Source organism: Yersinia sp. 2553 StPb PI (assembly GCF_052217105.1).
GTDB classification, from domain to species: domain Bacteria; phylum Pseudomonadota; class Gammaproteobacteria; order Enterobacterales; family Enterobacteriaceae; genus Yersinia; species Yersinia enterocolitica_E.
This window is the reverse complement of the sequence record NZ_JAZGPX010000002.1, coordinates 2,761,237-2,785,188: the sequence shown is the minus strand read 5'-3', so window position 1 is coordinate 2,785,188 and position 23,952 is coordinate 2,761,237. Positions and strand designations below refer to the sequence as shown.

Here is a 23,952-nt window from a genome sequence, read left to right as displayed (position 1 = left end):
TTTATTAGCAGCAAATCAAACAAATCTTAAATTGAAGAGTTTGATCATGGCTCAGATTGAACGCTGGCGGCAGGCCTAACACATGCAAGTCGAGCGGCAGCGGGAAGTAGTTTACTACTTTGCCGGCGAGCGGCGGACGGGTGAGTAATGTCTGGGAAACTGCCTGATGGAGGGGGATAACTACTGGAAACGGTAGCTAATACCGCATGACCTCGCAAGAGCAAAGTGGGGGACCTTCGGGCCTCACGCCATCGGATGTGCCCAGATGGGATTAGCTAGTAGGTGGGGTAATGGCTCACCTAGGCGACGATCCCTAGCTGGTCTGAGAGGATGACCAGCCACACTGGAACTGAGACACGGTCCAGACTCCTACGGGAGGCAGCAGTGGGGAATATTGCACAATGGGCGCAAGCCTGATGCAGCCATGCCGCGTGTGTGAAGAAGGCCTTCGGGTTGTAAAGCACTTTCAGCGAGGAGGAAGGCAATCGTGTTAATAGCACGGTTGATTGACGTTACTCGCAGAAGAAGCACCGGCTAACTCCGTGCCAGCAGCCGCGGTAATACGGAGGGTGCAAGCGTTAATCGGAATTACTGGGCGTAAAGCGCACGCAGGCGGTTTGTTAAGTCAGATGTGAAATCCCCGCGCTTAACGTGGGAACTGCATTTGAAACTGGCAAGCTAGAGTCTTGTAGAGGGGGGTAGAATTCCAGGTGTAGCGGTGAAATGCGTAGAGATCTGGAGGAATACCGGTGGCGAAGGCGGCCCCCTGGACAAAGACTGACGCTCAGGTGCGAAAGCGTGGGGAGCAAACAGGATTAGATACCCTGGTAGTCCACGCTGTAAACGATGTCGACTTGGAGGTTGTGCCCTTGAGGCGTGGCTTCCGGAGCTAACGCGTTAAGTCGACCGCCTGGGGAGTACGGCCGCAAGGTTAAAACTCAAATGAATTGACGGGGGCCCGCACAAGCGGTGGAGCATGTGGTTTAATTCGATGCAACGCGAAGAACCTTACCTACTCTTGACATCCACAGAACTTAGCAGAGATGCTTCGGTGCCTTCGGGAACTGTGAGACAGGTGCTGCATGGCTGTCGTCAGCTCGTGTTGTGAAATGTTGGGTTAAGTCCCGCAACGAGCGCAACCCTTATCCTTTGTTGCCAGCACGTAATGGTGGGAACTCAAGGGAGACTGCCGGTGATAAACCGGAGGAAGGTGGGGATGACGTCAAGTCATCATGGCCCTTACGAGTAGGGCTACACACGTGCTACAATGGCAGATACAAAGTGAAGCGAACTCGCGAGAGCAAGCGGACCACATAAAGTCTGTCGTAGTCCGGATTGGAGTCTGCAACTCGACTCCATGAAGTCGGAATCGCTAGTAATCGTAGATCAGAATGCTACGGTGAATACGTTCCCGGGCCTTGTACACACCGCCCGTCACACCATGGGAGTGGGTTGCAAAAGAAGTAGGTAGCTTAACCTTCGGGAGGGCGCTTACCACTTTGTGATTCATGACTGGGGTGAAGTCGTAACAAGGTAACCGTAGGGGAACCTGCGGTTGGATCACCTCCTTACCTAACGATACGCATTGCGTAGTGTCCACACAGATTGTCTGATGAATGTAAATGAGCAAGAGCACCTGTTGATGAGGGTGATGATTGTGTAATAAGACCTCGGTATCGAGTTTTTACTGCATCAGTCGTTCGAATGTGTCACCACATTTTCACCTTTACACAAAAATACTGAATCAGTGATTCAGTAGAAATTTTTGTGTCCCCATCGTCTAGAGGCCTAGGACACTGCCCTTTCACGGCTGTAACAGGGGTTCGAATCCCCTTGGGGACGCCACTCCGATAATGTGTGAAAGACATTATCAACTGAATATCTTAAAGATGACTTTAACGAGTCGTGTTTAAGATATTGCTCTTTAACAATCTGGAACAAGCTGAAAATTGAAACATTACAGCCGAAATTTATCTCTCCGTAGATGTACTGAGATAAAGAGTAACCTGTAATAGAGTCTCTCAAATAATCGCAATGCCAATGGGTAATCATTGTTGCAGTGTGAGCGAGAAGACACTCAGCAAGGCGTACAGCGCACAGCAACCGGAGTGAACTTAACGTTCATGAGGATTGCGCGCACTGCACAAAATAGCAGAGTGTGTTCACAGCCACACCAATAACGAAAAACACCTTTGGGTTGTGAGGTTAAGCGACTAAGCGTACACGGTGGATGCCTAGGCAGTCAGAGGCGATGAAGGGCGTGCTAATCTGCGAAAAGCGTCGGTAAGCTGATATGAAGCGTTATAACCGACGATACCCGAATGGGGAAACCCAGTGCAATTCGTTGCACTATTGCATGGTGAATACATAGCCATGCAAGGCGAACCGGGGGAACTGAAACATCTAAGTACCCCGAGGAAAAGAAATCAACCGAGATTCCCCCAGTAGTGGCGAGCGAACGGGGAAGAGCCCAGAGTCTGAATCAGTTTGTGTGTTAGTGGAAGCGTCTGGAAAGTCGCACGGTACAGGGTGATAGTCCCGTACACCAAAACACACTTGCTGTGAACTCGATGAGTAGGGCGGGACACGTGACATCCTGTCTGAATATGGGGGGACCATCCTCCAAGGCTAAATACTCCTGACTGACCGATAGTGAACCAGTACCGTGAGGGAAAGGCGAAAAGAACCCCGGCGAGGGGAGTGAAATAGAACCTGAAACCGTGTACGTACAAGCAGTGGGAGCCTACTTTGTTGGGTGACTGCGTACCTTTTGTATAATGGGTCAGCGACTTATATTTTGTAGCAAGGTTAACCGAATAGGGGAGCCGTAGGGAAACCGAGTCTTAACTGGGCGTCTAGTTGCAAGGTATAGACCCGAAACCCGGTGATCTAGCCATGGGCAGGTTGAAGGTTGGGTAACACTAACTGGAGGACCGAACCGACTAATGTTGAAAAATTAGCGGATGACTTGTGGCTGGGGGTGAAAGGCCAATCAAACCGGGAGATAGCTGGTTCTCCCCGAAAGCTATTTAGGTAGCGCCTCGTGAACTCATCTTCGGGGGTAGAGCACTGTTTCGGCTAGGGGGTCATCCCGACTTACCAAACCGATGCAAACTCCGAATACCGAAGAATGTTATCACGGGAGACACACGGCGGGTGCTAACGTCCGTCGTGAAGAGGGAAACAACCCAGACCGCCAGCTAAGGTCCCAAAGTCATGGTTAAGTGGGAAACGATGTGGGAAGGCATAGACAGCCAGGATGTTGGCTTAGAAGCAGCCATCATTTAAAGAAAGCGTAATAGCTCACTGGTCGAGTCGGCCTGCGCGGAAGATGTAACGGGGCTAAACCATGCACCGAAGCTGCGGCAGCGACGCTTAGGCGTTGTTGGGTAGGGGAGCGTTCTGTAAGCCGTTGAAGGTGACCTGTGAGGGTTGCTGGAGGTATCAGAAGTGCGAATGCTGACATAAGTAACGATAATGCGGGTGAAAAACCCGCACGCCGGAAGACCAAGGGTTCCTGTCCAACGTTAATCGGGGCAGGGTGAGTCGACCCCTAAGGCGAGGCTGAAAAGCGTAGTCGATGGGAAACAGGTTAATATTCCTGTACTTGGTGTTACTGCGAAGGGGGGACGGAGAAGGCTAGGCTAGCCGGGCGACGGTTGTCCCGGTTTAAGCATGTAGGCGGAGTGACTTGGTAAATCCGGTTGCTTATCAACGCTGAGGTGTGATGACGAGCCACTACGGTGGTGAAGTAGTTGATGCCAAGCTTCCAGGAAAAGCCTCTAAGCATCAGGTAACATTAAATCGTACCCCAAACCGACACAGGTGGTCAGGTAGAGAATACTCAGGCGCTTGAGAGAACTCGGGTGAAGGAACTAGGCAAAATGGTGCCGTAACTTCGGGAGAAGGCACGCTGGCATTAGGTAATGGGACTTGCTCCCGGCGCCGAAGCCAGTCGCAGATACCAGCTGGCTGCAACTGTTTAATAAAAACACAGCACTGTGCAAACACGAAAGTGGACGTATACGGTGTGACGCCTGCCCGGTGCTGGAAGGTTAATTGATGGGGTCAGCCGCAAGGCGAAGCTCTTGATCGAAGCCCCAGTAAACGGCGGCCGTAACTATAACGGTCCTAAGGTAGCGAAATTCCTTGTCGGGTAAGTTCCGACCTGCACGAATGGCGTAATGATGGCCAGGCTGTCTCCACCCGAGACTCAGTGAAATTGAACTCGCTGTGAAGATGCAGTGTACCCGCGGCAAGACGGAAAGACCCCGTGAACCTTTACTATAGCTTGACACTGAACATTGAGCCTTGATGTGTAGGATAGGTGGGAGGCATCGAAGTGTGGACGCCAGTCTGCATGGAGCCAACCTTGAAATACCACCCTTTAATGTTTGATGTTCTAACTCGGCCCCGTGATCCGGGGTGAGGACAGTGTCTGGTGGGTAGTTTGACTGGGGCGGTCTCCTCCCAAAGAGTAACGGAGGAGCACGAAGGTTAGCTAATCACGGTCGGACATCGTGAGGTTAGTGCAAAGGCATAAGCTAGCTTGACTGCGAGAGTGACGGCTCGAGCAGGTACGAAAGTAGGTCTTAGTGATCCGGTGGTTCTGAATGGAAGGGCCATCGCTCAACGGATAAAAGGTACTCCGGGGATAACAGGCTGATACCGCCCAAGAGTTCATATCGACGGCGGTGTTTGGCACCTCGATGTCGGCTCATCACATCCTGGGGCTGAAGTAGGTCCCAAGGGTATGGCTGTTCGCCATTTAAAGTGGTACGCGAGCTGGGTTTAGAACGTCGTGAGACAGTTCGGTCCCTATCTGCCGTGGGCGTTGGAAGATTGAGAGGGGCTGCTCCTAGTACGAGAGGACCGGAGTGGACGAATCACTGGTGTTCGGGTTGTCATGCCAATGGCATTGCCCGGTAGCTAAATTCGGAAGAGATAACCGCTGAAAGCATCTAAGCGGGAAACTTGCCTCGAGATGAGTCTTCCCTGGGGCTTTAAGCCCCCTGAAGGAACGTTAAAGACTATGACGTTGATAGGCTGGGTGTGTAAGTGCAGCGATGCATTGAGCTAACCAGTACTAATGATCCGTGAGGCTTAACCTTACAACACCAAAGGTGTTTTAGATTTGAGAGATAGAAATTTTCAGCGAAGTTCCGAGATTGGGCTGGCTGGCTGTGTGGAGACATATAGCGGGTTTAGTTTAGACAGAATTTGCCTGGCGGCCATAGCGCGGTGGTCCCACCTGATCCCATGCCGAACTCAGAAGTGAAACGCCGTAGCGCCGATGGTAGTGTGGGGTCTCCCCATGCGAGAGTAGGACACTGCCAGGCATCAAATAAGCAAAAGAGGCTACCCTAACGGGTGGCCTTTTTTGTTTGTCTGTTGTGCAGGTTCGACTTGAGCATGATATGCGACAAACTGCGAATGCAGTTTGAACAGCGCTTGCGCTGGCCCCGGAGGGGGGAGACTCATCCTCAAGATGAGACGAATATTGTAGGAAAAAAGCGTCAGGAGCGATTTTAACGTTGCTGCAACGGCCCGAAGGGCGAATGGTAGGAATGCCATTCGTATACTGCCAGGCATCAAATAAAGCCGAGACCCCATGCCAAAAGCGTGGGGTTTTTGCTATGGGCAGAATAGTGAAATAGGTATAAATAGTGACCTTAGAGTGGTTGCGTCGCAGGGCTCATAGTCAGACGAGTCAAATATTGCAGGGGCAGGTGAGTCAAATCCGGCCGTCACAGCGATGAATAAAACAAAAGGCTACCTTGATAGGTGGCTTTTTTTGTTTATGGATTTAGCTGTGAGGATTTGAACCAGGTAAGTAAGGTTTTATCGTAGGAATAGCGTGTTTATTGCTGTAGTGGGGTCAGTTTGCCGCTTGATAAAGGCTGTAACCTGTCATTGCACCGGCGACGTCCCAGGCAAAATCCTTCCAGCTCCAGCCAGTCCCACCTTGACGACTATCATATAACTCCTTACCCGCCCCGATCCCGATAGAAAACAGCAGGCCAAAATTACGGCTCTTGGCATCGGACCAATTTTGATGTTCACCATAGGCAGTGCCAGCGGCGGCTAAAACGGCGGAGGCAAAGAAATGTTGTGCCTTATCTTTCCCAGTCCAATTATCATTAGCCATATGCGTGCATGCAGAACTGAGAAAAAACAGTGGGGCGATAAGTAATGGGCGAAGATAAGGTGGGCACCACATGCCGTCTCTCCTCTGGCTAGATACAAAAAACCCGGCATGTAACCGGGCTTTCATATTTATAGAATGCGGCTAATCAGCCGATCGATACGGATCCTGCGCAAACGACGGATCAATTTGCGAACCTTGACTGGATATTGCTGAATATTCTCAAGCTCAAGGTAATGTGAAACAACTTTAGTATGAGTACGGATACACTCCAGCTCTTTAGCGCGCTGCTCGTGCATCTCATGCTTAGGATCGTGGATCAAAATGGCATTTTCCAGATCCAAACGCCATGCGCGTGGATTCAGGTTATTACCGGTAATCAACTGCCAATTATTATCAACCCACATTCCTTTCAGATGATAAGTATTGTCGCCATCTTTCCACAGGCGCACGATTAATTGCCCGCTATCGACAAAACGCTGTAAGCGACTCAGGAAGCGACGCAGGTTGATTTCGTATAAGTAAGGTAACGCGCCAATAATCTTAAACGGTTGATCTTCTGGAATATAAAAGTCATTTGCTGTTTTGTCACCAACAATAATCTCGACCTGTTTGCCTTCACGCAGTAGATAAATGATATTGCGGACTAACAGTGCTGGCAGATTAAAGTAAGGTGTACAAATAGTGAGTCGTTCGTCAGCGGAGGCCATTAAATGATGAATCGTTTTATTCAGTTGACTCTTTTTGCCTAAGCCAACCAATGGGGTGACGGCTAGTTCATCATTACTCGCTTGTGCCGGAAATTGATAGCCGATGTCGCGCAGTGACGAGCGAAACTGTCGGGTCTCATTTTTAATCTCAGGATTGGTCGGCCGATCAGCACGATCCAAGCGTTGCACCGCTCCTGCACTTAGCATCCGTTGTTTCACGTAATCGACCATAATTTCGGCCAATGATGGGTTCGTGATTAATTGGTATCGGTCATAACGATACTTATCGTTTTGATAGAGGTAGACATCATTGATACTGGCACCACTGTAAATCACAGTATCATCAATGATAAAACCTTTCAGATGCAACACGCCAAGTGCTTCGCGAGTATTGACTGGAACACCGTAAATCGGAACGCAAACATTCGGATGATTGGCCGCCATTTCACAGTACCAATCAGCATTGGTATTGACCGCTGCGGCTCCAATACGCCCACGTTGTGCGCGGTGCCAGTCTACCAGCACGCAAATCTCCAGTTCTGGGCGCTGAAGCTTAGCCTGATAGAGGGCATTCATTACGTCCCGGCCTGCATCATCCTGCTCCAGGTAGAGCGCCACCAGATAAATACGTTTGGTCGCCAGGCCTATTAAATCCAGCAGAGTGGAGCGGAAAACCTTGGGGCAATAAAGTGTTTGGACATCATCAACTGACTGAGGGAGTTTGGGCAGTTGTGCAAGGTGTTGTTGATGTTTACTACGTTTGAATTTTGACAACATCACAGTGCGCTTCTTCTCTTGTTATTTGATGGCAGAACCGCCATATCCTAAAAAACACTAATCCATTGAGTTGGGCGATAATACCACTACTTTCGCGGATTGTGCGCAAGTTTTGCCTGCCAAAGACCGAATCGTTTGGGGTTGTGGTATATATCACGGTGATTCATGTAACTGAAATCAAAGTGTCAGCTCCAGATTAACGATCCCATCTTCCATCTGTACATCAATACTAAAACCGAGTTTTTTAGCTAAACCGATCATGCCACGGTTGTTGGGCATGGTGACTGCGGTTAACCGTGTTAACCCATGGCTGCGAGTATACTGAATCATCTTTTCTAATAGTTCCCGCCCCAGACCCAGCCCTTTAAGGTCTGAGCGCACCAACACGGCAAACTCGGCGTCAATATTGTCAGGGTCAGACAATGCGCGCGTGACGCCAATAATTTCAGGGCCATTATTTTTTTGGCGCACAGCGACAAATGCCATTTCTCGATCATAGTCAATCTGCGTCATATTCGCCAAATCATCATGGCTGAATTCATTTATTTCACTGAAGTAGCGATAGTAGAGATCTTCTTTAGTGACTTGATCAATAAACAATTTTAGTAGTGGTTCATCTTCTGGCAAAATTGGGCGGAACAGACAGTGAGAACCATCTTTAAGTTCGACCTTTTGTTCCAACTCGTGTGGATAGGGACGGATCGCCAACCGTGCCTGCGGATCGCCGCTGACAGGTGCCAGTTGCATCGAAACATCCAACAGCGTGAATTCGCTGCCTGACGCAAGTACCGGGTGAATATCTAACCGGCTGATTTCGGGGCAATCGAGAATTAGATTAGAGACTTGTACCAGTAAACGGCTCAAGCCAGGGATGTCCAAGGGTTGTAATGATCCACGGCTGCGAATTTTGCCGCCTTTGACCGCTTGTATAATCAGGTAGCGGGCCAGTGCCATATTGAGTGGCGGCAGCGCGACGGCGGCCTGAGTTTCATGATGCCATTCGATGCCACCTTCACCTAACATGATCAACGGGCCGAAAATCGCATCTTGCTCTACTGCAATTCGCAATTCCTGAGCGCCTGCGCGGTTCGCCATACTTTGCACCAGCAACCCGTGGATACGGGCTTGCGGATAAGTGCGCCTTACCCGGTCAAGAATATCGTCAGCAGCCCGCTGTACTTCAATTGCGGTACGAAGATACAGCATTACGCCCTGGACTTCTGACTTGTGCGGGATATCCGGCGAGCGTAGTTTGATGGCAACCGGATAGCCCAATCGTTCGGCGATATGCACCGCTTCTACGCTATCACTGGCAATCCAGGTTGGCAGTGTGCTGAGGCCATAAGCTTCAAGTATCGGTTGTACTTCATGGGTATCAAGCTGGGTGGCACCTTCTGCCAGCGCCTGGCGAATCAACTGATGCACGTGGGCGGTGTTGGCGGTGAGGCCGACAGGCAGCGCAGGTGTCTCTTTCAATTGCTTCTGGTTACGGCGATATTCCACCATATGCATAAAGGCAGTAATCGCCCCTTCCGGTGTGCGATAGGTGGGGATCCCGGCTTCGGTGAACAGTCGGCGTGCATCTTGCGATGAATATTCACCACACCAGTTAGTGAGCAGAGTAAGGCGCTTGCCGCGTGGGTGCTGACGGATAGCGGAAATCAGTAATTCTGCTGTTTTGCTCCCTGGCGCAGCAGCGCTCGGGGAATGAATCAGCAATAGCGCATCGTAGTCGGTACTGTCGAGTAGCGGTTTAAGCGCTGCCAGATAGCGCTCAGCGCTGGCATCATCGCGCAAGTCTATGGGGTTACGTAAGGAAACAAAAGAGGGTAGCACGGCACTCAGCGCCGATTGAGTGGTATCAGACAGTGTTGCCAACTTGCCATTACGGCTGATCAGCTCATCCAGCGCCATGGCCGCCGGGGCGGAACCATTGCTGACGATCAATAACCGTTCACCCCGTAGTGGGTGCATGTGGCTGAGTGTTTCGACGGCGGAGAATAGCTCGTGAGTATCCTGCACCCGCAGCAGGCCTGCCCGCTGAATCGCCGCATCATAAGCCGCGTCCAGCCCTTGCTGACCATTTAGCAACTGCTGAGCACGCTGTGTGCGGCCACTTTTGACCACCAGAATCGGTTTATTGCGCGAAGCGCTGCGCGAGGCGGATAAAAACCGGCGCGCATCACTGATATGTTCGATATACAGCATAATGGCACTGGTTTTGCCATCTCTGGCCAGGAAATCGAGTAAGTCATCGACATCAATATCCAGGCTGTCACCCAGCGCAATAAAATACGAGAAGCCAACTTCCCGCTGCTGCGCCCAGTCGAGAATGGTGTTGGCTACCGCGGCTGATTGAGAGATAAATGCCAGCCGCCCTTTCTTGATGGGAACGGGTGAGAAACTGGCATTTAACCCTTGCCACGGAGCCAGCAAACCCAGGCTGTTGGGGCCAAGTAAGCGCATATGATGGCGTTGCGCGCAGGCTTTCAGCTCTGGGAACTGTTCGGTTGCGGCAGACAGAATGATGACTGCTTTACAGCCACGGATGCCGAGATCTTCCAACAGGGCCAAATTGCGGCTGTCATGAGTACACAAAATCGCCAGATCGGGCGTAATCGGCAGGCTAGCGATATCTGCGTAAGCCAATACACCACATACTGCTTTATGGGTTGGGGTCACCGGTAGAATAGGGCCATTGAAGCCGCCATCCAGCAAATTACGCATCATCAGGAAACCGGCGCGATCCGGTTTTTCAGAAGCGCCGATAACCGCAATAGACTTCGGGCGTAGTAGTGCTTCTAATCCACGTTGGCTCATCGTTTATCCCCGTTATCTTTCAAGTTGCAGGTGTGTTGGCTGCGCTCACTCAGCCTGCGGGCTCGCATCAATACTGTTCAAACTGGTTCCAGAACGATTCGCCGCCTTTCTGCGCCCTGAAATCTATTGGGTATAAGTTAAAGACAGCTTATCTGATTTTATGTGCTTTCTTCGACAGTTGCTGTGACTCGCCCCACTGGATGGTGAGGTTTTCCCGCTAAATATTGCTGGCGGAAATAGAGGAAATGGGCCGTTAATTGGTCTGCGGCCTGAATATCACCCGCTTGTTGTAGCAGAGCAGCGGCGACTTCGACCGTGCAGTGTTGCTCTGGGCGTGGGGCTTCGCGTAACAGATAATCCGAGCTATTAGTGACATTGAGTGACAGCATCGGCAGGTCAGCCAGATAGGGACTTTTGCGGAACATCTTTTTGGCTTCGTTCCAGGTGCCGTCCAGCAGTATAAATAGCGGAGGCTTATCGCTAATGGGCAAGTGATTAAGTATCTGCCGTGGCGGTTCAGCGTATTTTTCTGGGAATACGACATATGGCTGACGCGCAGGGTCGCCAATGGCCGCCAGCAATGCAGGGTCAACTTCAGTGCGCGCCCAGAGAAAGGCTTGGGTGTCGGGTAGAATATCTGCGATCAAGCGGCCGGTATTGCTGGGTTTTAGGGGTTCGGTATCAAACATAATCAGGCAAAAGCGGCTGGCGGCTGGCTGCGGTTTTATGGTATCGCACAAACAAAAACGCTCTGCCAACAGGCAGCCCTGACAACGTATTGCGCGACAGCCACGGGCACGATAGGCGCGCGTGGATGCGGCTAAACGCTGCCGGCGTAAACGCAGTACGGCATTTTCCGTCGTGAGGATCGTATCTAATAAAGCATGGTCAGTGATCAATATTTCAGTCACGACGGACTCCTGATGAAATAGCGCTATTCTAATCAACCCATACGCTTAGTCATACCATAAAACAAAAAAACAATGCCCCGACAACAAACTGTCAGGGCATCAATCTCACCGGGCGACTACGTTGCGCCGAGACGCGATAAATGAGTTAAACTAGCTTATCGGGCGGCTGGCTCTACTGATAATTGCTCATCTAGCCAATGATCAAAAGGCGCTTTTGGCAATGCGCCACTGAGCATGTCGACCATTTTACCGTTGCGGTACAGCATAATAGTAGGAATGCTGCGGATACGGAAACGGGTACTAAGCTCGGGTTCGGCTTCGGTGTTAACTTTGACGAAACGGACTTTTCCGGCGCGTTCTGCGGCAACATCTTCAAAGATAGGCGCGAAGCTGCGGCAAGGCCCGCACCACGGAGCCCAGAAGTCGATGACCACCGGCAGGTCATCTTGCAGCAATTTATCCAGCGTTTCAGTGGTGGCGTTAATCACCTCGCCATCAAATAAAGAGTGGCCGCAGCGCCCACATTTAGCGCCGTCATCAATACGTTCTTCCGGTAGGCGGTTAGTCGCCATACAAGCTGTACATACCGTATTCATAAATTAGCCTTTATTTAGTGTCTCAATAGATAGAAGAGAAAACATCGCTGACTTGTTTCCTTGTTGTTATCTATTATGGAGATAAATGGGATAAGTGCCAAAAAGGTTTATTCGATGAATACGATAGTTGCTAGCTTTTAGCGCTTGCTTATGGCTAACCGGGCGGACATCAGGTAATCTTCGCGCCCTGCGCGTTGGTGGAGAAGACAATGAACGATTCATTTAGTGGCAAAAACGGCAAAGTTAAAGTGATGTACGTCCGCAGTGACGAAAGCAGCAGTGACGACCGTAACAACAATAACCGTAGTAAAAACCAGCGTCCGGCAAGCAAAGGTCGTCCAGGTGACAATGCGAGTCGGGGCAGTTCATCGCGTAATAATGATTCACGTCGTAATGATTCCGGCCGTAATGAACGCGTGAGTCCTAGCCGCCCGGCACGTTCTGAAGGCAATGGCCCTTACGATTCACCGTGGAAAACGGTATCCCGTGCGCCATCAGAAGAGCCAGAGTTTGATCATGGTGGCATCAGCGGTAAAAGTCATGTAGATCCGGCGCAATTGCGCCGTCAGCGGGCTGAAGAAACACGTGTTTATGGTGAGAATGCTTGTAAGGCATTGTTTGAAAGCCGCCCAGACGCTATCGTCCGCGCCTGGTTTGTGCAGTCAGTTACCCCTCGTTTTCGCGAAGCGTTGAAATGGATGGCGGCTAACCGCAAGGCTTATCATGTGGTTGAAGAAGAGGAGCTGGCGAAGGCTTCTGGCACTGAACACCATGGTGGTGTGTGCTTCCTTATCAAGAAACGTCAGGGTCTGGATGCAGAAACCTATCTGCAACAGCAGACTCAGGCTAAAGATTGTGTACTGGCGCTGGAAGATGTGGGTAACCCACATAACCTCGGCGGCATTATGCGGACCTGTGCGCATTTCGGTATTAACGGCGTGTTGTTGCAAGATCCGGCGATGCTGGAATCGGGTGCTGCAGTGCGTACGGCTGAAGGTGGTGCGGAGCATATCAAGGCTATCAATGCAGACGATTTCCTCTCGGTATTGGATACCTTCCGTAAAGCCGGTTACACCATCGTGACCACATCGAGTCATAAAGGTGTCAGTCTGTCAAAAGCTGAACTGCCTGCCAAAATGGTGCTGGTATTAGGTCAAGAGAGTGATGGCCTGACCGACAGTGCCTGGCAGCAGGGCGATATGAGTGTGTCTATCGGCGGTACTGGCCGGGTAGAAAGCCTGAATGTGTCAGTGGCAACCGGTATTTTGCTGTCGGAGTGGTGGCGTCAGAATAGCGCCCAATAATACCCTGGTCCTTGCAGCAGCAGGGTTGTTAGCGGCATTGCTTGCTGCCTACCTGCAACTCCAATGACTTTGGGTATATCATTGAGCTAGAAAAATAAAAAAGGGCGCTGATGATAAGTCAGTGCCCTTTTTGTTGCTCAGCGTTAGCCGCTAGTGCGCACCGCCGCCGCCACCGGAGGTAAAGGGTGGCTTGGCAAACCACACCAGCGCCAGCAGCAGCAGGAATACCCCCGCCGAGAGCCAGAAGATCTCATTTGCTGAGATAATCAGCCCCTGATTGGTAATTTCCCGTGCCAGATAAGCCGAGGCTTGTTGCTGATTCATCCCCAGTTTTTCCAACTCCTGATACATCAATGTCGCATTCGGGTTGAACGGGTTAACAAACTCGGTCAGTTGCGAATGGTGCATCGATTCTCTTTGCGTCCAGAGCGTCGTGGTGATGGAGGTACCAATCGATCCCGCCAAGGTTCGCAGGAAGTTAGACAAACTGGATGCTGCGGCCATGCGCTCTGGCGGCAAGCCAGATAACGTAATGGCGGTCAGTGGCATAAAGAAGCAGGCAATAGCAAAGCCTTGCACAAATTGTGGCCACGCCGATGCACCAAAATCCATTCCCGGTTCGAATGTGTAAGCCCGCCAGTAGAAACATACCGCATACATAATGAAGCTGAAGGTGACTAACTGTCGCATATCAATTCGATGAGAGAAGCGGCCAATGATCGGTGATAACAGCACCGGCAATATGCCTACCGGCGCAGATGCCAAGCCAGCCCAGGTGGCGGTGTAGCCATATACCTCCTGTAGTAGTTGTGGCAGCAAGACAATAGCGCCAAAGTACAACATATAGGCCAGGCTGATACACAAGCAACCAATGGTAAAGTTTCTCGATTTGAATAACGAGAGATCAATCACTGGGTGGTCGTCGGTTAGTTCCCAGACTATCAAGAAGGTAATGGCAATCACGGCAATGACCGTCAGGACGATAATCTCGGTCGAGTTAAACCAATCCAGCTCCTTACCTTGGTCAAGCATGATTTGTAACGCGCCGATCCCAACCACCAATAGCACCAGCCCCACCGTATCAATGGGTTTGATTTCAGTTTTGGTCTCACGCCCTTTTAAGGTACTGCCTGCGACCAGAATAACCACCAGCCCGATAGGGATGTTGATAAAGAAGATCCAGCCCCAGTGATAGTTATCGCTGATATAACCGCCGAGGATCGGCCCAAATATCGGGGCCACGACAATTGTCATCGACCACAATGCCAAGGCCATACTTCGCTTCGCTGGCGGATAATTATTCAGTAACAGGCTTTGCGATAGCGGAATCAATGGCCCTGCGACCAATCCCTGAATCACCCGGAAGAAGATAAGCATCCCCAGGCTGTTGGAAATACCACACAACCATGAAGCCAGAGCAAATAGTCCGGTTGCCCACAGGAACAGGCGCACTTCACCAATGCGCTTGGCCAGCCAGCCGGTGATGGGGATCGAAATAGCATTTGCCACCCCGAACGAAGTAATAACCCAAGTGCCTTGCGAATTGGATGAGCCTAAATCACCGGCAATAGTAGGAATAGCCACGTTTGCAATGGTGGAGTCCAACACCTGCATGAAGGTTGCTAATGATAGCGCGACCGTCATCCAGGCGAGTTGGGCACCCTCAAGCGGTTTTTGTGCCACAGAGGCCTCCGGCGCGCTTAACTTGCATTTGCATCAACATTAACCCGCATTCGCATGAACAATGTCGCTAATCATTTGATTAACCGGTGCTAAATCCAGTGACAGCGCGTTAGTTACAAATGCAGGTTCTTTACGCACATTTTGTGCCAGCACTTGGCCGTCGGTATTGGCGGTATCCACTCTAACCGTGGTAGACAGGCCAATACGCAGCGGATGTTCAGCCAGTTGTTTGTTATCCAGTTCGATACGGACTGGCAGGCGCTGAACCACTTTAATCCAGTTACCGGTGGCATTTTGCGCCGGTAACAGTGAGAAGGCGCTGCCGGTCCCCATGTCCAGACCAACCACTTTCCCCTGATAAACCACGTCATCACCATAGAAATCAGTTATGACTGTGGCGCTTTGGCCAATGCGCATATTCGCTAACTGTGTCTCTTTAAAGTTAGCGTCAACCCACATCTGGTTTGCCGGGATAACTGCCATTAATGGCGCGCCATTGGCAATTTCAGCACCCACTTGCACACTGCGGCGTGAAACAAAACCGTCTACCGGGCTGACAACTTTGGTCCGTTGCAAGGAGAGCCAGGCATCACGTAACTTGGCCGCAGCCTGCTCGACAGCCGGTTGTTTTTCTAATGGGGTATTTAAAACCAATGCCTGATTGGCATTGTATTGTGCAATCGCAACATCCAGCGAAGCCTGTGCGGCATCGACGGCATCACGGGCGTGTTGCAGCTCTTCACGGCCAATGACATTAGCCGAACCGAGCACCACACGGCGTTGTAGGTCATTTTGTGATTTACTCAGTTCAGTTTTTTTCAGGGCAATATTCGCCTGATACTGCTTACTGTTAATCATGAGCTGGTGGGTTTGACGCACACTGTTAGCCAGTGCGGTTTTTGCCTGCTCAAACGCCTGTTCGGCATCAGTTGGGTCAAGAGCCAGCAGTACATCGCCACTTTTAACAAAATCTGTATTTTCGAAATTGACACTGACTACGCTGCCGGGAACCTGCGACATGATCTGTATCTGGTTGCCTGAAATATAAGCATTATCAGTCTCTTGATGATGACGTAACACCAAGAACCAATAAATAAAATAGGCCACGCCAAGGATGATAAAAATAACCGTCAGGAGAAGAAGTATGCGTTTACGTTGCTTCTTCTTGTTCTGCGGTTGTTGCGGGATTTGAGCTTCCGCGCTTGTACTCATGGTCTTCCCCACATTTTATATTGTTTTATTTTGTGAACCCTCATTGACCGGGGCCTGATGACCACCACCCAATGAACGGATCAAACTAATCTTGGCCTGCAATAAATGGTTGCTGGCGCTAAGTTCCGATTGTTGCTGTTGTAGATATTGTGATTCGGTTACCAACAGCTCATCACTGCCGATAATCCCAGTTTTATAACGGACGTTGGGCTGCAATATCCGGGTATTAGCCGAGTAAATCAATCGTCAGTTCAGCCCTTAAAAAATGGCGAACAAAGGCGTGAGTCTCCAGCTATGTGGGGATCGCATAGTTGTTTACTTGGATCAAGTAATGCGCCTGGATAGATATATTGGAATTACTGCTCCGGTACTTCCATTTGATCTAAACGAGACAGTAACTTGCGCGTCAGCGTTTCAAGCTGTTGCTGTTCGTCAGCGTCTAGGGTTGACCAAAGAAAATGCAGACATTTATGTTGTGGGGGCAGCAGCTGATTCAAAAACTCAACGCCCGCCTCGGTCAGATGCAAATGCAAACAACGGCGGTCATTGTGGCTTTCGCGGCGCTCAATCCAACCTTTCTTTTCCAGTTCGTCAGCAATGCGGGTCGCATTGGTGCGCGAAGAACCCAGTGCCGCACTCAGTTCAGACGGTTGGATACTGCGACTTTCCTGCGCATCCAGCGTAATTAATGCCATAAATAAGGTTTCGTTAATTCCTTGTGCTTTCAGCATCTTGTTGCGATTTTCTAGCAACTTACTGTGCATATGCATACACAAGCGTGTCAGTAGAATTTCCTGATAAGGGAAATCTTTCTGGCGTTTGGCACGAAAATTAAGCATCTGTTCTATAGGACTAAACGAACTTTCCATTATAATGAGCCTCATTAATTTCAAATGGTACAGTAACGATAGTGACTAATAATGTAAACGGTATAATTCGAGAAAAATTTAGCAATTCGTGTTATTCAGTCACTGTTTGTAGTAATTAGTATCACTAATTGTAAGGTTATTGTGTTTTAGCTCACAATTCAGGCAATCTCTTATCCCAAAATCATGAGCAATTTGAATGTCAGTCCATAGCTGATCGCGCCAAATAACGTGGCGAAGATAATACTGTTGGTTTTATAAAAGCAGCCACAGATAACCAGAAAGCCAATCAGTGTCGGCATGAGTTTCTGCGGGTTATGCATAATTTCTGGTGTACTGGAAACCACCAATAACGCACAGATAGAAGCAATCCCAATGCTGTCCAACAGCAGTGAAACTCTGCCTCGTTGCAGACCCGCTTGTTTACGTGCTGGTCCCAGGCGCAGTGGCAAATAACGAAACAGGTAATTTACTGTCCCCACCACTAACCCAATAATCAGGACATCTGAATTCATGGTGTCGGCTCCTGCTCGTTATTTTCACTGTGTTCGGTCACCACTTCTGGTGTGGGTTGCAGCAGGGCGGCCAGGCACCCTGCGCCAATTCCGGCCAAAATCGCCACCGGAATAGAGAACAACACGGCGCCGAGCAATGCGCCACTCAGCGAGGCGATAACGGTTAGGCTGTATTGGCGTTTAAATGAGGCCAGCAGAAAGCTCAAGAACAACGCCGGTAACATAAAGGAGAGGGAGGCCTCAATAGCGGGATAATTCTCCAACGGGCCATTGCCAAACATGGCACCGATTGCGGTACCTGCCACCCAAGATAGCCAAGAGGTAAACGCGATACCGAGCATCCAGTTTTCGCTCCAGCGTCGCTCTTCTTTCATTAACTTGGTGGTGGCAGCAGCAAACACTTCATCGGTCAAACCAAATACCCACAGCGCGGTTTTTTTACCGGATAATTTGGTCAGAATACGGTGTTTGAGTGCCGGTCCATACAAGATATGACGGATATCCATTGCCATCACGGTTAAGGCGGAAACCCATAATGACATCCCGGCGCTGAGCAGGGCGGTAATAACGAATTGGCTGGCACCGGCATAAATGATGCAAGAGAAGAAAATACCTTCCAGCGGGGTAAAACCCAGTTTTACCGAACTCAGACCAAAGGCGAAGGCGACGGGTAAATAGCCGATAACGATAGGCAGGCTATCGGTAATGCCCTCCGTAAAGGTGGCGGTTGACCGGGTAGCTGGCGGAGAGTCGGTGATTTGGCTTGGCATAAGATCTTTGGGTTACAGGGCAAAATAACAAGTTAGGTAACATTACCAGAGTGGTAATTTTCTTAATACCCTATAACCCAAATTTATATCTGCATTGATTATTAGTTAGCTAACTAATTAAGGTCACTCAACGGGTTGATTAGCGGGAGGATCAAAGCGTTTACCGGCCAGCCACGTCGTAATATTTAGTATGCACAGCACCAAACCGGCCATTGCCACACCATACCAGCCGGCATGTTGGTATGCTGCTGCTGAAATCAGCGAACCTAACGCCCCGCCGATAAAGTAAGTGGTCATATAACCGGCGGTTAAGCGATTTCTGGCTTCCGGCATCATGCGATATATCACGCTCTGATTGGTGACATGCACCCCCTGAACCGCCAGATCCAACACCACAATGCCGATAATCAGCGCGATGATGGAATGCTGCCCCAGGGCGATAGGTATCCAAGACAACAGCAGTAATCCCAAACCAACACTGGTGGTGATGCGGGCTTTACCTTTATCCGCCAATTGGCCCGCTTTGGTCGCCATCAACGCGCCAGCAGCACCGACCAGGCCAAATAGCCCGATAGTAGCTTCTGAATAGCCGAAGGGGGGAGAAGCCAGTAAGAAGGCCATCGACGTCCACAACACACTAAAGTTGGCAAACGAGAGCGCGCCGAGCAAGGCACGGGTGCGCAGCACGGGTGTGCGAATAAACAGCGAGAATATTGAACCAAGCAGCTGGCCGTAATTTAAACCGGTATGTTGTTTATAGCGCGGCAGGTAGCGCCACAATACCAATGCCATGACGAACATCAGCGCGCTGGCGACCCAATAAATGGTGCGCCAACCGCCAATGGAGGCCAGTGCTCCTGCCACGGTTCGTGCCAGCAAAATCCCCAGCAGCAGACCACTCATAATAATACCGACCACCTTACCGCGTTTTTCCGGCGCAGCCAGAGTGGCCGCCAGCGGCACCAGTAATTGTGCCACCACTGAGAACAAACCAGTGAGCGCGGTGCCAACAATCATCATAGTGAGGTTTTGTGACATTGCGGTAATCAGCATGCCGCCAGCAGCCAGCAAGGTCATGCCCACAATCAGCCCACGGCGTTCAAACATATCCCCTAGCGGCACCAGGAACATTAATCCCACAGCATAGCCCAACTGGGCCGCAGTAACGATAAATCCAGCTTGATTGACCGAGAGATTAAAGGCTTGTGCGATGGTTTCCAGCAGTGGCTGGGCATAGTAGTTGCTGGCAACAGCCAGTCCGGTTGCGACCGACATCAACACGATCAATGCCGGACTTAACCCGGAGTTTTCAGCTTTTTGTGTCATAAGGAATTATTCTGAATTGATAAGAGCGACAGTATTAGATAATTAGGAATGATAAACCAAGGGATAAATTTTATCTCAGTTCAGATCGGGTTTTAGTTGATACTCGATCGGTGATCACTTTGCTTCAACCAAGCAGGCTAATCGAACCGTGGCCGACTCGCTGGCGAATGACAGATAGCACTCAGCATGAAAATTATCTTATTACTGCGGTGGGCTTGTGTGCTATTTTCCGCAAAAATGCTTATGCTGAAACGATAGTTTCATTGGCCGGAGAAGGGTATGAAACAGATTGATGAACGTTTGCGGGCGCATTATGCACAGTTGACCCCGCAGGAGCAGCGCGTTACTGATTTTATTTTTGATCATTTTGACGACCTGATTAGCTATAACAGTGCTGAATTGGCGCGCTTGAGTGGGGTGTCTAAGGCCACGGTTAGCCGGCTGTTTAAGCGCTTGGGGTACGCCAGTTATCGGGAAATGCGTGAAGAAGTACGCACCTTGCGTCAAAGCGGTATGCCATTGACCGATAGTCGTGATGCGGTACAAGGGAACACCTTGCTGGCGCGCCACTATAAGCAAGAAATGGCGAATTTAACGCATTGGGTGAGTCAGTTGGATAGCCGTCAGTTAGCCGAGGTTATCGATGCGATGATACGTGCGCCGCGTATCTTATTATTGGGGCTACGAAACAGTTACCCGGTTGCTCTGCATTTACGTCAACAGTTGTTGCAGGTGCGCCAGCACGTGCAGTTGGTGCCACAAGCGGGGCAGACGCTGGCAGAGGAGTTGGTGGATGTCACGCCGCGTGATTTAGTTATTGTGGTGGCATTTCGCCGCCGGCCAAAAGTTATCCGCGAGATCCTGCTACAAATGCAGGTACAAGGCGTGCCGACGCTGCTGATTTGTGAGCCGCAAGCTCAGTCAATATTGCCGTTAGCACGTTGGCGGTTGACTACGCCGCTCGACAGCGTATCGGCTTTTGATAGCTACTCTTCGGCCATGAGTCTGGCAAATTTACTGAGTAATGCTTTATTGCATGAAATGCTCGCACAGGGCCGTCAGCGAATTCATCAAATCGCTGATTTATATGATGATTTAGGAGAGTTAGAGCAACGGTAGTTTGTTCGCCATATAAGTCAAAAGGCTATCGTTTAGTTCAGTGTCCGAAGGGGTAACACTCTTCTGGCTGTTGCGACAGCTTATGTCACTTTCACCTCCCGGCGGCGCGCTAACGCCTTCTTTTTATCAATTAATGCACTTTTGTGGTGCATTTTGATTGTTGATTTGCACCTTGATTGTGAGTCTCTCTCTTCGATTTATTCCTTGTGATTCGTGTAGTGAGCCTAAATATGGGCCTCTCGTCATAGGTTATCATTGGCATAGTAGTTGCAACGATGGTTTCAGTGTTTGCTTTTAAAGAACCCATCGTTTCATTACTGAGTTATCGGAGATATGCTATGAACATGAAAAAGCGGATGTTGGCCTTGCTGGGTGCTGCACTGATATGGGTTCAGGCTCCTTCGGTGTTAGCCGATCAGTTAGAGCAAATTCAGCAGCGTGGTGTGTTGCGGGTCGCCGTTCCACAGGATTTCCCGCCATTTGGCTCGGTTGGTACGGATCTTCAGCCGCAGGGTTATGACATCGACATGGCACATTATTTGGCCGATAAGATGAAACTAAAGTTGCAACTGGTGCCGGTGACCAGTGCCAACCGAGTGCCTTATCTGCAAACGGATAAAGTGGATTTAGTGATTTCCAGCTTGGGTAAAAATCCTGAACGGGAAAAAGCTATCGCATTTAGCCGTGCCTATGCACCGTTTTTCTTGGGTGTATTTGGTGCTAAAGACGATGCACTGAAGCAACCAGAACAATTGGCAGGTAAAACGGTGGGGGTAACCCGTGGTGCAGTGGAAGATATGGTGCTGAGTGAGTTAGCCCCTAAAGATGCTCAGATTAAACGGTATGAAGATAACAACACTACGCTGTCAGCCTACCTGTCTGGTCAGGTGAATTATTTGGCGACGGGCAATTTGGTGGTCAGTGCACTGGTTCGCCAGAATCCAACCCAGGCACCGGTGGCGAAGTTTATGCTGAAAGATTCACCGTGTTATATCGGTTTGCGTCAGGGAGAAACGGCTCTGAAAGCCAAAGTGGATGCACTGATTGGGGAAGCATTGCAGGATAACACGCTAAATGGTTTGTCCGAGAAATGGTTGAAGGCGCCGTTACCGGCTGATTTGGGTGCATAACAGGAGTTGGCTATGACCTATCAGCTTAATTTCTCTGCTTTGTGGCCTTATCTGCCTGAACTATTGTCGGGCCTGTTGACCACCATTGAGCTGACGGCTATGGCCACCCTCGGCGGTATTGCGCTGGGGATAGCGGGAGCCGCAATTCGCTGTGGTGATAGGGTTATATTGCGCCGGATATGGGGTGGTTATGTAGAAATTGTGCGTAATACCCCATTCGTGGTGCAACTGTTTTTTATTGTGTTTGGTTTACCGGCACTTGGCTTGAAACTTAGTGCCGGTCAGGCAGCCTTATTGGCGATGACTATCAATCTGGGCGCTTATAGCACGGAGATTATTCGTGCCGGGATTCAAGCCAGCGCTAAAGGCCAGTGGGAGGCGGGGCGGGTATTAGGGTTACGCCGTAGTCAGACTTTTTTCCGCGTGATCCTACCGCCGTCGTTACAGCGCATTTATCCGGCGCTGGTAAGCCAGTGCATTATTGTGATGCTCGGTTCTGCGGTGGTATCACAGGTGTCATTTGAAGAACTGACATTTGCCGCCAACCTGATTCAGTCGCGCACCTTCCTCAGTTTTGAAGTCTATCTGGTGACCACCTTGCTCTATTTGTTGTTAGCCATCGCAATGCGCCAATTACTGCTGGCGGTTGGCCGTCGATTCTTTGGGAGCCATAACTCATGATGTTTACTGACTGGGATATCATCCGTAACTTGTTATTGGCCACCCGCTGGACGCTGTTACTGTCACTAACGGCCTTTTTTGGCGGCACATTAGTGACATTACCATTGATGTTGATGCGCTTGAGTCGTTGGTGTTGGGCAGCTCGTTTTGTCCGTCTATATACCGAATTGTTTCAGGGTACGCCGTTGCTGATGCAACTGTTTCTGGCCTTCTTCGGCTTAGCGCTGTTGGGTATTGATGTTAGCCCGTGGGCGGCTGCGGCGATGGCTTTGACACTGTTTACCAGTGCCTTTCTGGTGGATATCTGGTGTGGCAGTATTGCAGCGTTGCCGAAAGGCCAGTGGGAGGCCTCCCGCTGTCTGGGTCTGAGTTTCAGCCAGACGTTATTGCGGGTGATTGTGCCGCAGGCGATGCGTATCGCAATTGCACCGACCGTGGGTTTCTCGGTGCAGGTTATCAAGGGCACAGCACTGGCATCGATCATTGGTTTTGTCGAATTAACCAAAGCGGGCACCATGCTCAATAATGTCACTTATCAGCCGTTTAAAGTTTTTGGCTTAGTGGCGCTGGGCTATTTCCTGATGTGTTATCCGTTGTCGCGTTACAGCCATTATCTGGAGAGGAAATTTCATGCCGCTGATCACCATTAATCAGGTTCAAAAATACTATGGCCAGAATCATGTACTTAAAGGCGTAGATCTGGATATCGAGATGGGCGAAGTGATCTCGATAATTGGCCGCAGTGGTTCAGGTAAAAGTACCTTATTGCGTTGTATCAACGGGCTGGAGGGATATCAGGACGGCAGTATCAAGTTGGGCGGTATGACGGTAACGGATCGTGATTCGCAGGCGCGGGAGATTAGCCGCTCGGTAGGCATGGTGTTCCAGAGTTTTAATCTGTTCCCACATATGACAGCGTTGGAGAATGTGATGCTGGCACCGCGTCGGGTACTGAAAAAGAGCACGACCGCGTGCCGTGAACTGGCGGCGTTGATGCTGGAAAAAGTTGGGCTGGCCGACCGGCTCGATTATTACCCGGCTAATCTTTCCGGTGGGCAGCAGCAGCGTGTGGCGATTGCCCGTGCGCTGGCGATGCAGCCGAAGGTATTGCTGTGCGATGAGATCACCTCGGCTTTGGATCCTGAGTTAGTGGGGGAAGTGTTGAAAGTCCTCGAACAGTTGGCGGCAGAAGGTATGACACTGATTCTGGTGACCCATGAGATGAATTTTGCCCGTGAAGTGGGTGACCGGGTGGTGTTTATGCATCAAGGGCGGGTGTGGGAGCAGGGCGAAAGTCGCGCCTTATTTGCTAATCCACAAACTACTGAATTAAAACAGTTTATATCATCGGTCCGTGGTTTGTAGGCCACATTTCACTGAATTATTT

17 protein-coding genes, 1 tRNA gene, 3 rRNA genes and 1 pseudogene are annotated in these 23,952 nt (G+C 50.3%); 10 read left to right on the top strand and 12 right to left on the bottom strand.

The features are described from left to right. Window positions 1–28: 28 nt before the first annotated feature. The 4 genes from V2A84_RS14325 to rrf all read left to right on the top strand — a co-directional run bounded on the left by V2A84_RS14325 (window position 29) and on the right by rrf (window position 5,339). Window positions 29–1,571: ribosomal RNA gene (locus V2A84_RS14325) — 16S ribosomal RNA — on the top strand. Window positions 1,572–1,769: 198 nt separating this feature from the next. After that, window positions 1,770–1,845, top strand: a tRNA-Glu gene (locus V2A84_RS14320). Window positions 1,846–2,203: 358 nt separating this feature from the next. Continuing rightward, window positions 2,204–5,111 (top strand): 23S ribosomal RNA (locus V2A84_RS14315). A 112-nt stretch (window positions 5,112–5,223) separates the two neighbouring features. After that, window positions 5,224–5,339, top strand: a 5S ribosomal RNA gene (rrf, locus tag V2A84_RS14310). The 16S, 23S and 5S rRNA genes sit together here with 1 tRNA gene alongside, the layout of an rRNA operon. Before the next feature lie 539 nt (window positions 5,340–5,878). Here rrf and V2A84_RS14305 read toward each other — a convergent pair. The 5 genes from V2A84_RS14305 to trxC all read right to left on the bottom strand — a co-directional run bounded on the left by V2A84_RS14305 (window position 5,879) and on the right by trxC (window position 11,959). Continuing rightward, the gene (locus tag V2A84_RS14305; RefSeq protein ID WP_083160207.1) at window positions 5,879–6,220 is read right to left on the bottom strand and encodes a YfiM family lipoprotein; all 342 of its coding nucleotides are present in this window, start codon (window positions 6,218–6,220) and stop codon (window positions 5,879–5,881) included. Between the two features lie 56 nt (window positions 6,221–6,276). Then, window positions 6,277–7,629 (bottom strand): CDP-diacylglycerol--serine O-phosphatidyltransferase, encoded by a 1,353-nt coding sequence (gene pssA / locus V2A84_RS14300; protein ID WP_372559835.1) that lies wholly within the window; start codon window positions 7,627–7,629, stop codon window positions 6,277–6,279. A 180-nt stretch (window positions 7,630–7,809) separates the two neighbouring features. Continuing rightward, on the bottom strand, window positions 7,810–10,452 hold the full coding sequence (locus tag V2A84_RS14295; RefSeq protein WP_083160203.1) for a bifunctional acetate--CoA ligase family protein/GNAT family N-acetyltransferase: 2,643 nt from the start codon (window positions 10,450–10,452) through the stop codon (window positions 7,810–7,812). A gap of 158 nt (window positions 10,453–10,610) precedes the next feature. Beyond that, entirely contained in the window at window positions 10,611–11,363 is a 753-nt protein-coding gene (locus tag V2A84_RS14290) for a tRNA-uridine aminocarboxypropyltransferase (RefSeq protein WP_083160201.1), read from the bottom strand. 155 nt (window positions 11,364–11,518) lie between these two features. Beyond that, window positions 11,519–11,959: a thioredoxin TrxC gene (trxC, locus tag V2A84_RS14285; RefSeq protein ID WP_372568735.1), complete on the bottom strand. Its 441-nt coding sequence runs from the start codon at window positions 11,957–11,959 to the stop codon at window positions 11,519–11,521. A 209-nt stretch (window positions 11,960–12,168) separates the two neighbouring features. Here trxC and V2A84_RS14280 point away from each other — a divergent pair, with 209 nt between their 5' ends. Further along, window positions 12,169–13,263 (top strand): tRNA/rRNA methyltransferase, encoded by a 1,095-nt coding sequence (locus tag V2A84_RS14280; RefSeq protein WP_083160197.1) that lies wholly within the window; start codon window positions 12,169–12,171, stop codon window positions 13,261–13,263. 150 nt (window positions 13,264–13,413) lie between these two features. Here V2A84_RS14280 and emrB read toward each other — a convergent pair whose 3' ends face one another. The 7 genes and pseudogenes from emrB to V2A84_RS14245 form a co-directional block, all read right to left on the bottom strand. Then, the gene (gene emrB / locus V2A84_RS14275) at window positions 13,414–14,946 is read right to left on the bottom strand and encodes a multidrug efflux MFS transporter permease subunit EmrB (RefSeq protein WP_083160195.1); all 1,533 of its coding nucleotides are present in this window, start codon (window positions 14,944–14,946) and stop codon (window positions 13,414–13,416) included. A 39-nt stretch (window positions 14,947–14,985) separates the two neighbouring features. Continuing rightward, window positions 14,986–16,158, bottom strand: a complete 1,173-nt coding sequence (emrA, locus tag V2A84_RS14270; RefSeq protein WP_083160193.1) for a multidrug efflux MFS transporter periplasmic adaptor subunit EmrA — start codon at window positions 16,156–16,158, stop codon at window positions 14,986–14,988. 15 nt (window positions 16,159–16,173) lie between these two features. Beyond that, a pseudogene (locus V2A84_RS14265) lies at window positions 16,174–16,365 on the bottom strand (efflux transporter outer membrane subunit); the annotation flags it as partial. 149 nt (window positions 16,366–16,514) lie between these two features. Then, window positions 16,515–17,027: a transcriptional repressor MprA gene (gene mprA / locus V2A84_RS14260; protein ID WP_083160191.1), complete on the bottom strand. Its 513-nt coding sequence runs from the start codon at window positions 17,025–17,027 to the stop codon at window positions 16,515–16,517. A 170-nt stretch (window positions 17,028–17,197) separates the two neighbouring features. Next, entirely contained in the window at window positions 17,198–17,539 is a 342-nt protein-coding gene (gene ygaH / locus V2A84_RS14255) for an L-valine transporter subunit YgaH (protein ID WP_083160189.1), read from the bottom strand. Beyond that, window positions 17,536–18,309 carry an AzlC family ABC transporter permease gene (locus V2A84_RS14250; protein ID WP_442848927.1) on the bottom strand — a complete coding sequence of 258 codons (774 nt, stop codon included), beginning with the start codon at window positions 18,307–18,309 and terminating at the stop codon, window positions 17,536–17,538. Before V2A84_RS14250 ends, ygaH begins: the two co-directional genes overlap by 4 nt. A gap of 123 nt (window positions 18,310–18,432) precedes the next feature. Continuing rightward, a complete protein-coding gene (locus V2A84_RS14245) occupies window positions 18,433–19,635 on the bottom strand; it encodes an MFS transporter (RefSeq protein ID WP_102970463.1) in 1,203 nt (400 codons plus the stop codon). A gap of 279 nt (window positions 19,636–19,914) precedes the next feature. Between V2A84_RS14245 and V2A84_RS14240 the strand changes: the two genes are divergently transcribed. The 5 genes from V2A84_RS14240 to V2A84_RS14220 all read left to right on the top strand — a co-directional run bounded on the left by V2A84_RS14240 (window position 19,915) and on the right by V2A84_RS14220 (window position 23,930). Then, complete coding sequence (locus tag V2A84_RS14240) at window positions 19,915–20,754, top strand: MurR/RpiR family transcriptional regulator (RefSeq protein WP_083160185.1); 840 nt, start codon at window positions 19,915–19,917, stop codon at window positions 20,752–20,754. A gap of 338 nt (window positions 20,755–21,092) precedes the next feature. Continuing rightward, the gene (locus tag V2A84_RS14235) at window positions 21,093–21,884 is read left to right on the top strand and encodes a transporter substrate-binding domain-containing protein (protein ID WP_083160183.1); all 792 of its coding nucleotides are present in this window, start codon (window positions 21,093–21,095) and stop codon (window positions 21,882–21,884) included. 12 nt (window positions 21,885–21,896) lie between these two features. After that, complete coding sequence (locus V2A84_RS14230; protein ID WP_083160181.1) at window positions 21,897–22,565, top strand: amino acid ABC transporter permease; 669 nt, start codon at window positions 21,897–21,899, stop codon at window positions 22,563–22,565. After that, on the top strand, window positions 22,562–23,215 hold the full coding sequence (locus V2A84_RS14225) for an amino acid ABC transporter permease (RefSeq protein ID WP_083160179.1): 654 nt from the start codon (window positions 22,562–22,564) through the stop codon (window positions 23,213–23,215). The genes V2A84_RS14230 and V2A84_RS14225 overlap by 4 nt, the downstream gene beginning before the upstream one ends. After that, the gene (locus tag V2A84_RS14220; protein WP_083160177.1) at window positions 23,196–23,930 is read left to right on the top strand and encodes an amino acid ABC transporter ATP-binding protein; all 735 of its coding nucleotides are present in this window, start codon (window positions 23,196–23,198) and stop codon (window positions 23,928–23,930) included. The genes V2A84_RS14225 and V2A84_RS14220 overlap by 20 nt, the downstream gene beginning before the upstream one ends. Window positions 23,931–23,952 lie beyond the last annotated feature (22 nt).

Bases quoted from the DNA above. Each gene is read 5' to 3' on its own strand.
- V2A84_RS14305 (WP_083160207.1), bottom strand. From the start codon at position 6,220: ATGTGGTGCCCACCTTATCTTCGCCCATTACTTATCGCCCCACTGTTT.
- V2A84_RS14295 (WP_083160203.1), bottom strand. From the start codon at position 10,452: ATGAGCCAACGTGGATTAGAAGCACTACTACGCCCGAAGTCTATTGCG.
- trxC (WP_372568735.1), bottom strand. From the start codon at position 11,959: ATGAATACGGTATGTACAGCTTGTATGGCGACTAACCGCCTACCGGAA.
- V2A84_RS14280 (WP_083160197.1), top strand. From the start codon at position 12,169: ATGAACGATTCATTTAGTGGCAAAAACGGCAAAGTTAAAGTGATGTAC.
- emrA (WP_083160193.1), bottom strand. From the start codon at position 16,158: ATGAGTACAAGCGCGGAAGCTCAAATCCCGCAACAACCGCAGAACAAG.
- mprA (WP_083160191.1), bottom strand. From the start codon at position 17,027: ATGGAAAGTTCGTTTAGTCCTATAGAACAGATGCTTAATTTTCGTGCC.
- ygaH (WP_083160189.1), bottom strand. From the start codon at position 17,539: ATGAATTCAGATGTCCTGATTATTGGGTTAGTGGTGGGGACAGTAAAT.
- V2A84_RS14250 (WP_442848927.1), bottom strand. From the start codon at position 18,309: ATGCCAAGCCAAATCACCGACTCTCCGCCAGCTACCCGGTCAACCGCC.
- V2A84_RS14245 (WP_102970463.1), bottom strand. From the start codon at position 19,635: ATGACACAAAAAGCTGAAAACTCCGGGTTAAGTCCGGCATTGATCGTG.
- V2A84_RS14240 (WP_083160185.1), top strand. From the start codon at position 19,915: ATGAAACAGATTGATGAACGTTTGCGGGCGCATTATGCACAGTTGACC.
- V2A84_RS14235 (WP_083160183.1), top strand. From the start codon at position 21,093: ATGAACATGAAAAAGCGGATGTTGGCCTTGCTGGGTGCTGCACTGATA.
- V2A84_RS14230 (WP_083160181.1), top strand. From the start codon at position 21,897: ATGACCTATCAGCTTAATTTCTCTGCTTTGTGGCCTTATCTGCCTGAA.
- V2A84_RS14225 (WP_083160179.1), top strand. From the start codon at position 22,562: ATGATGTTTACTGACTGGGATATCATCCGTAACTTGTTATTGGCCACC.
- V2A84_RS14220 (WP_083160177.1), top strand. From the start codon at position 23,196: ATGCCGCTGATCACCATTAATCAGGTTCAAAAATACTATGGCCAGAAT.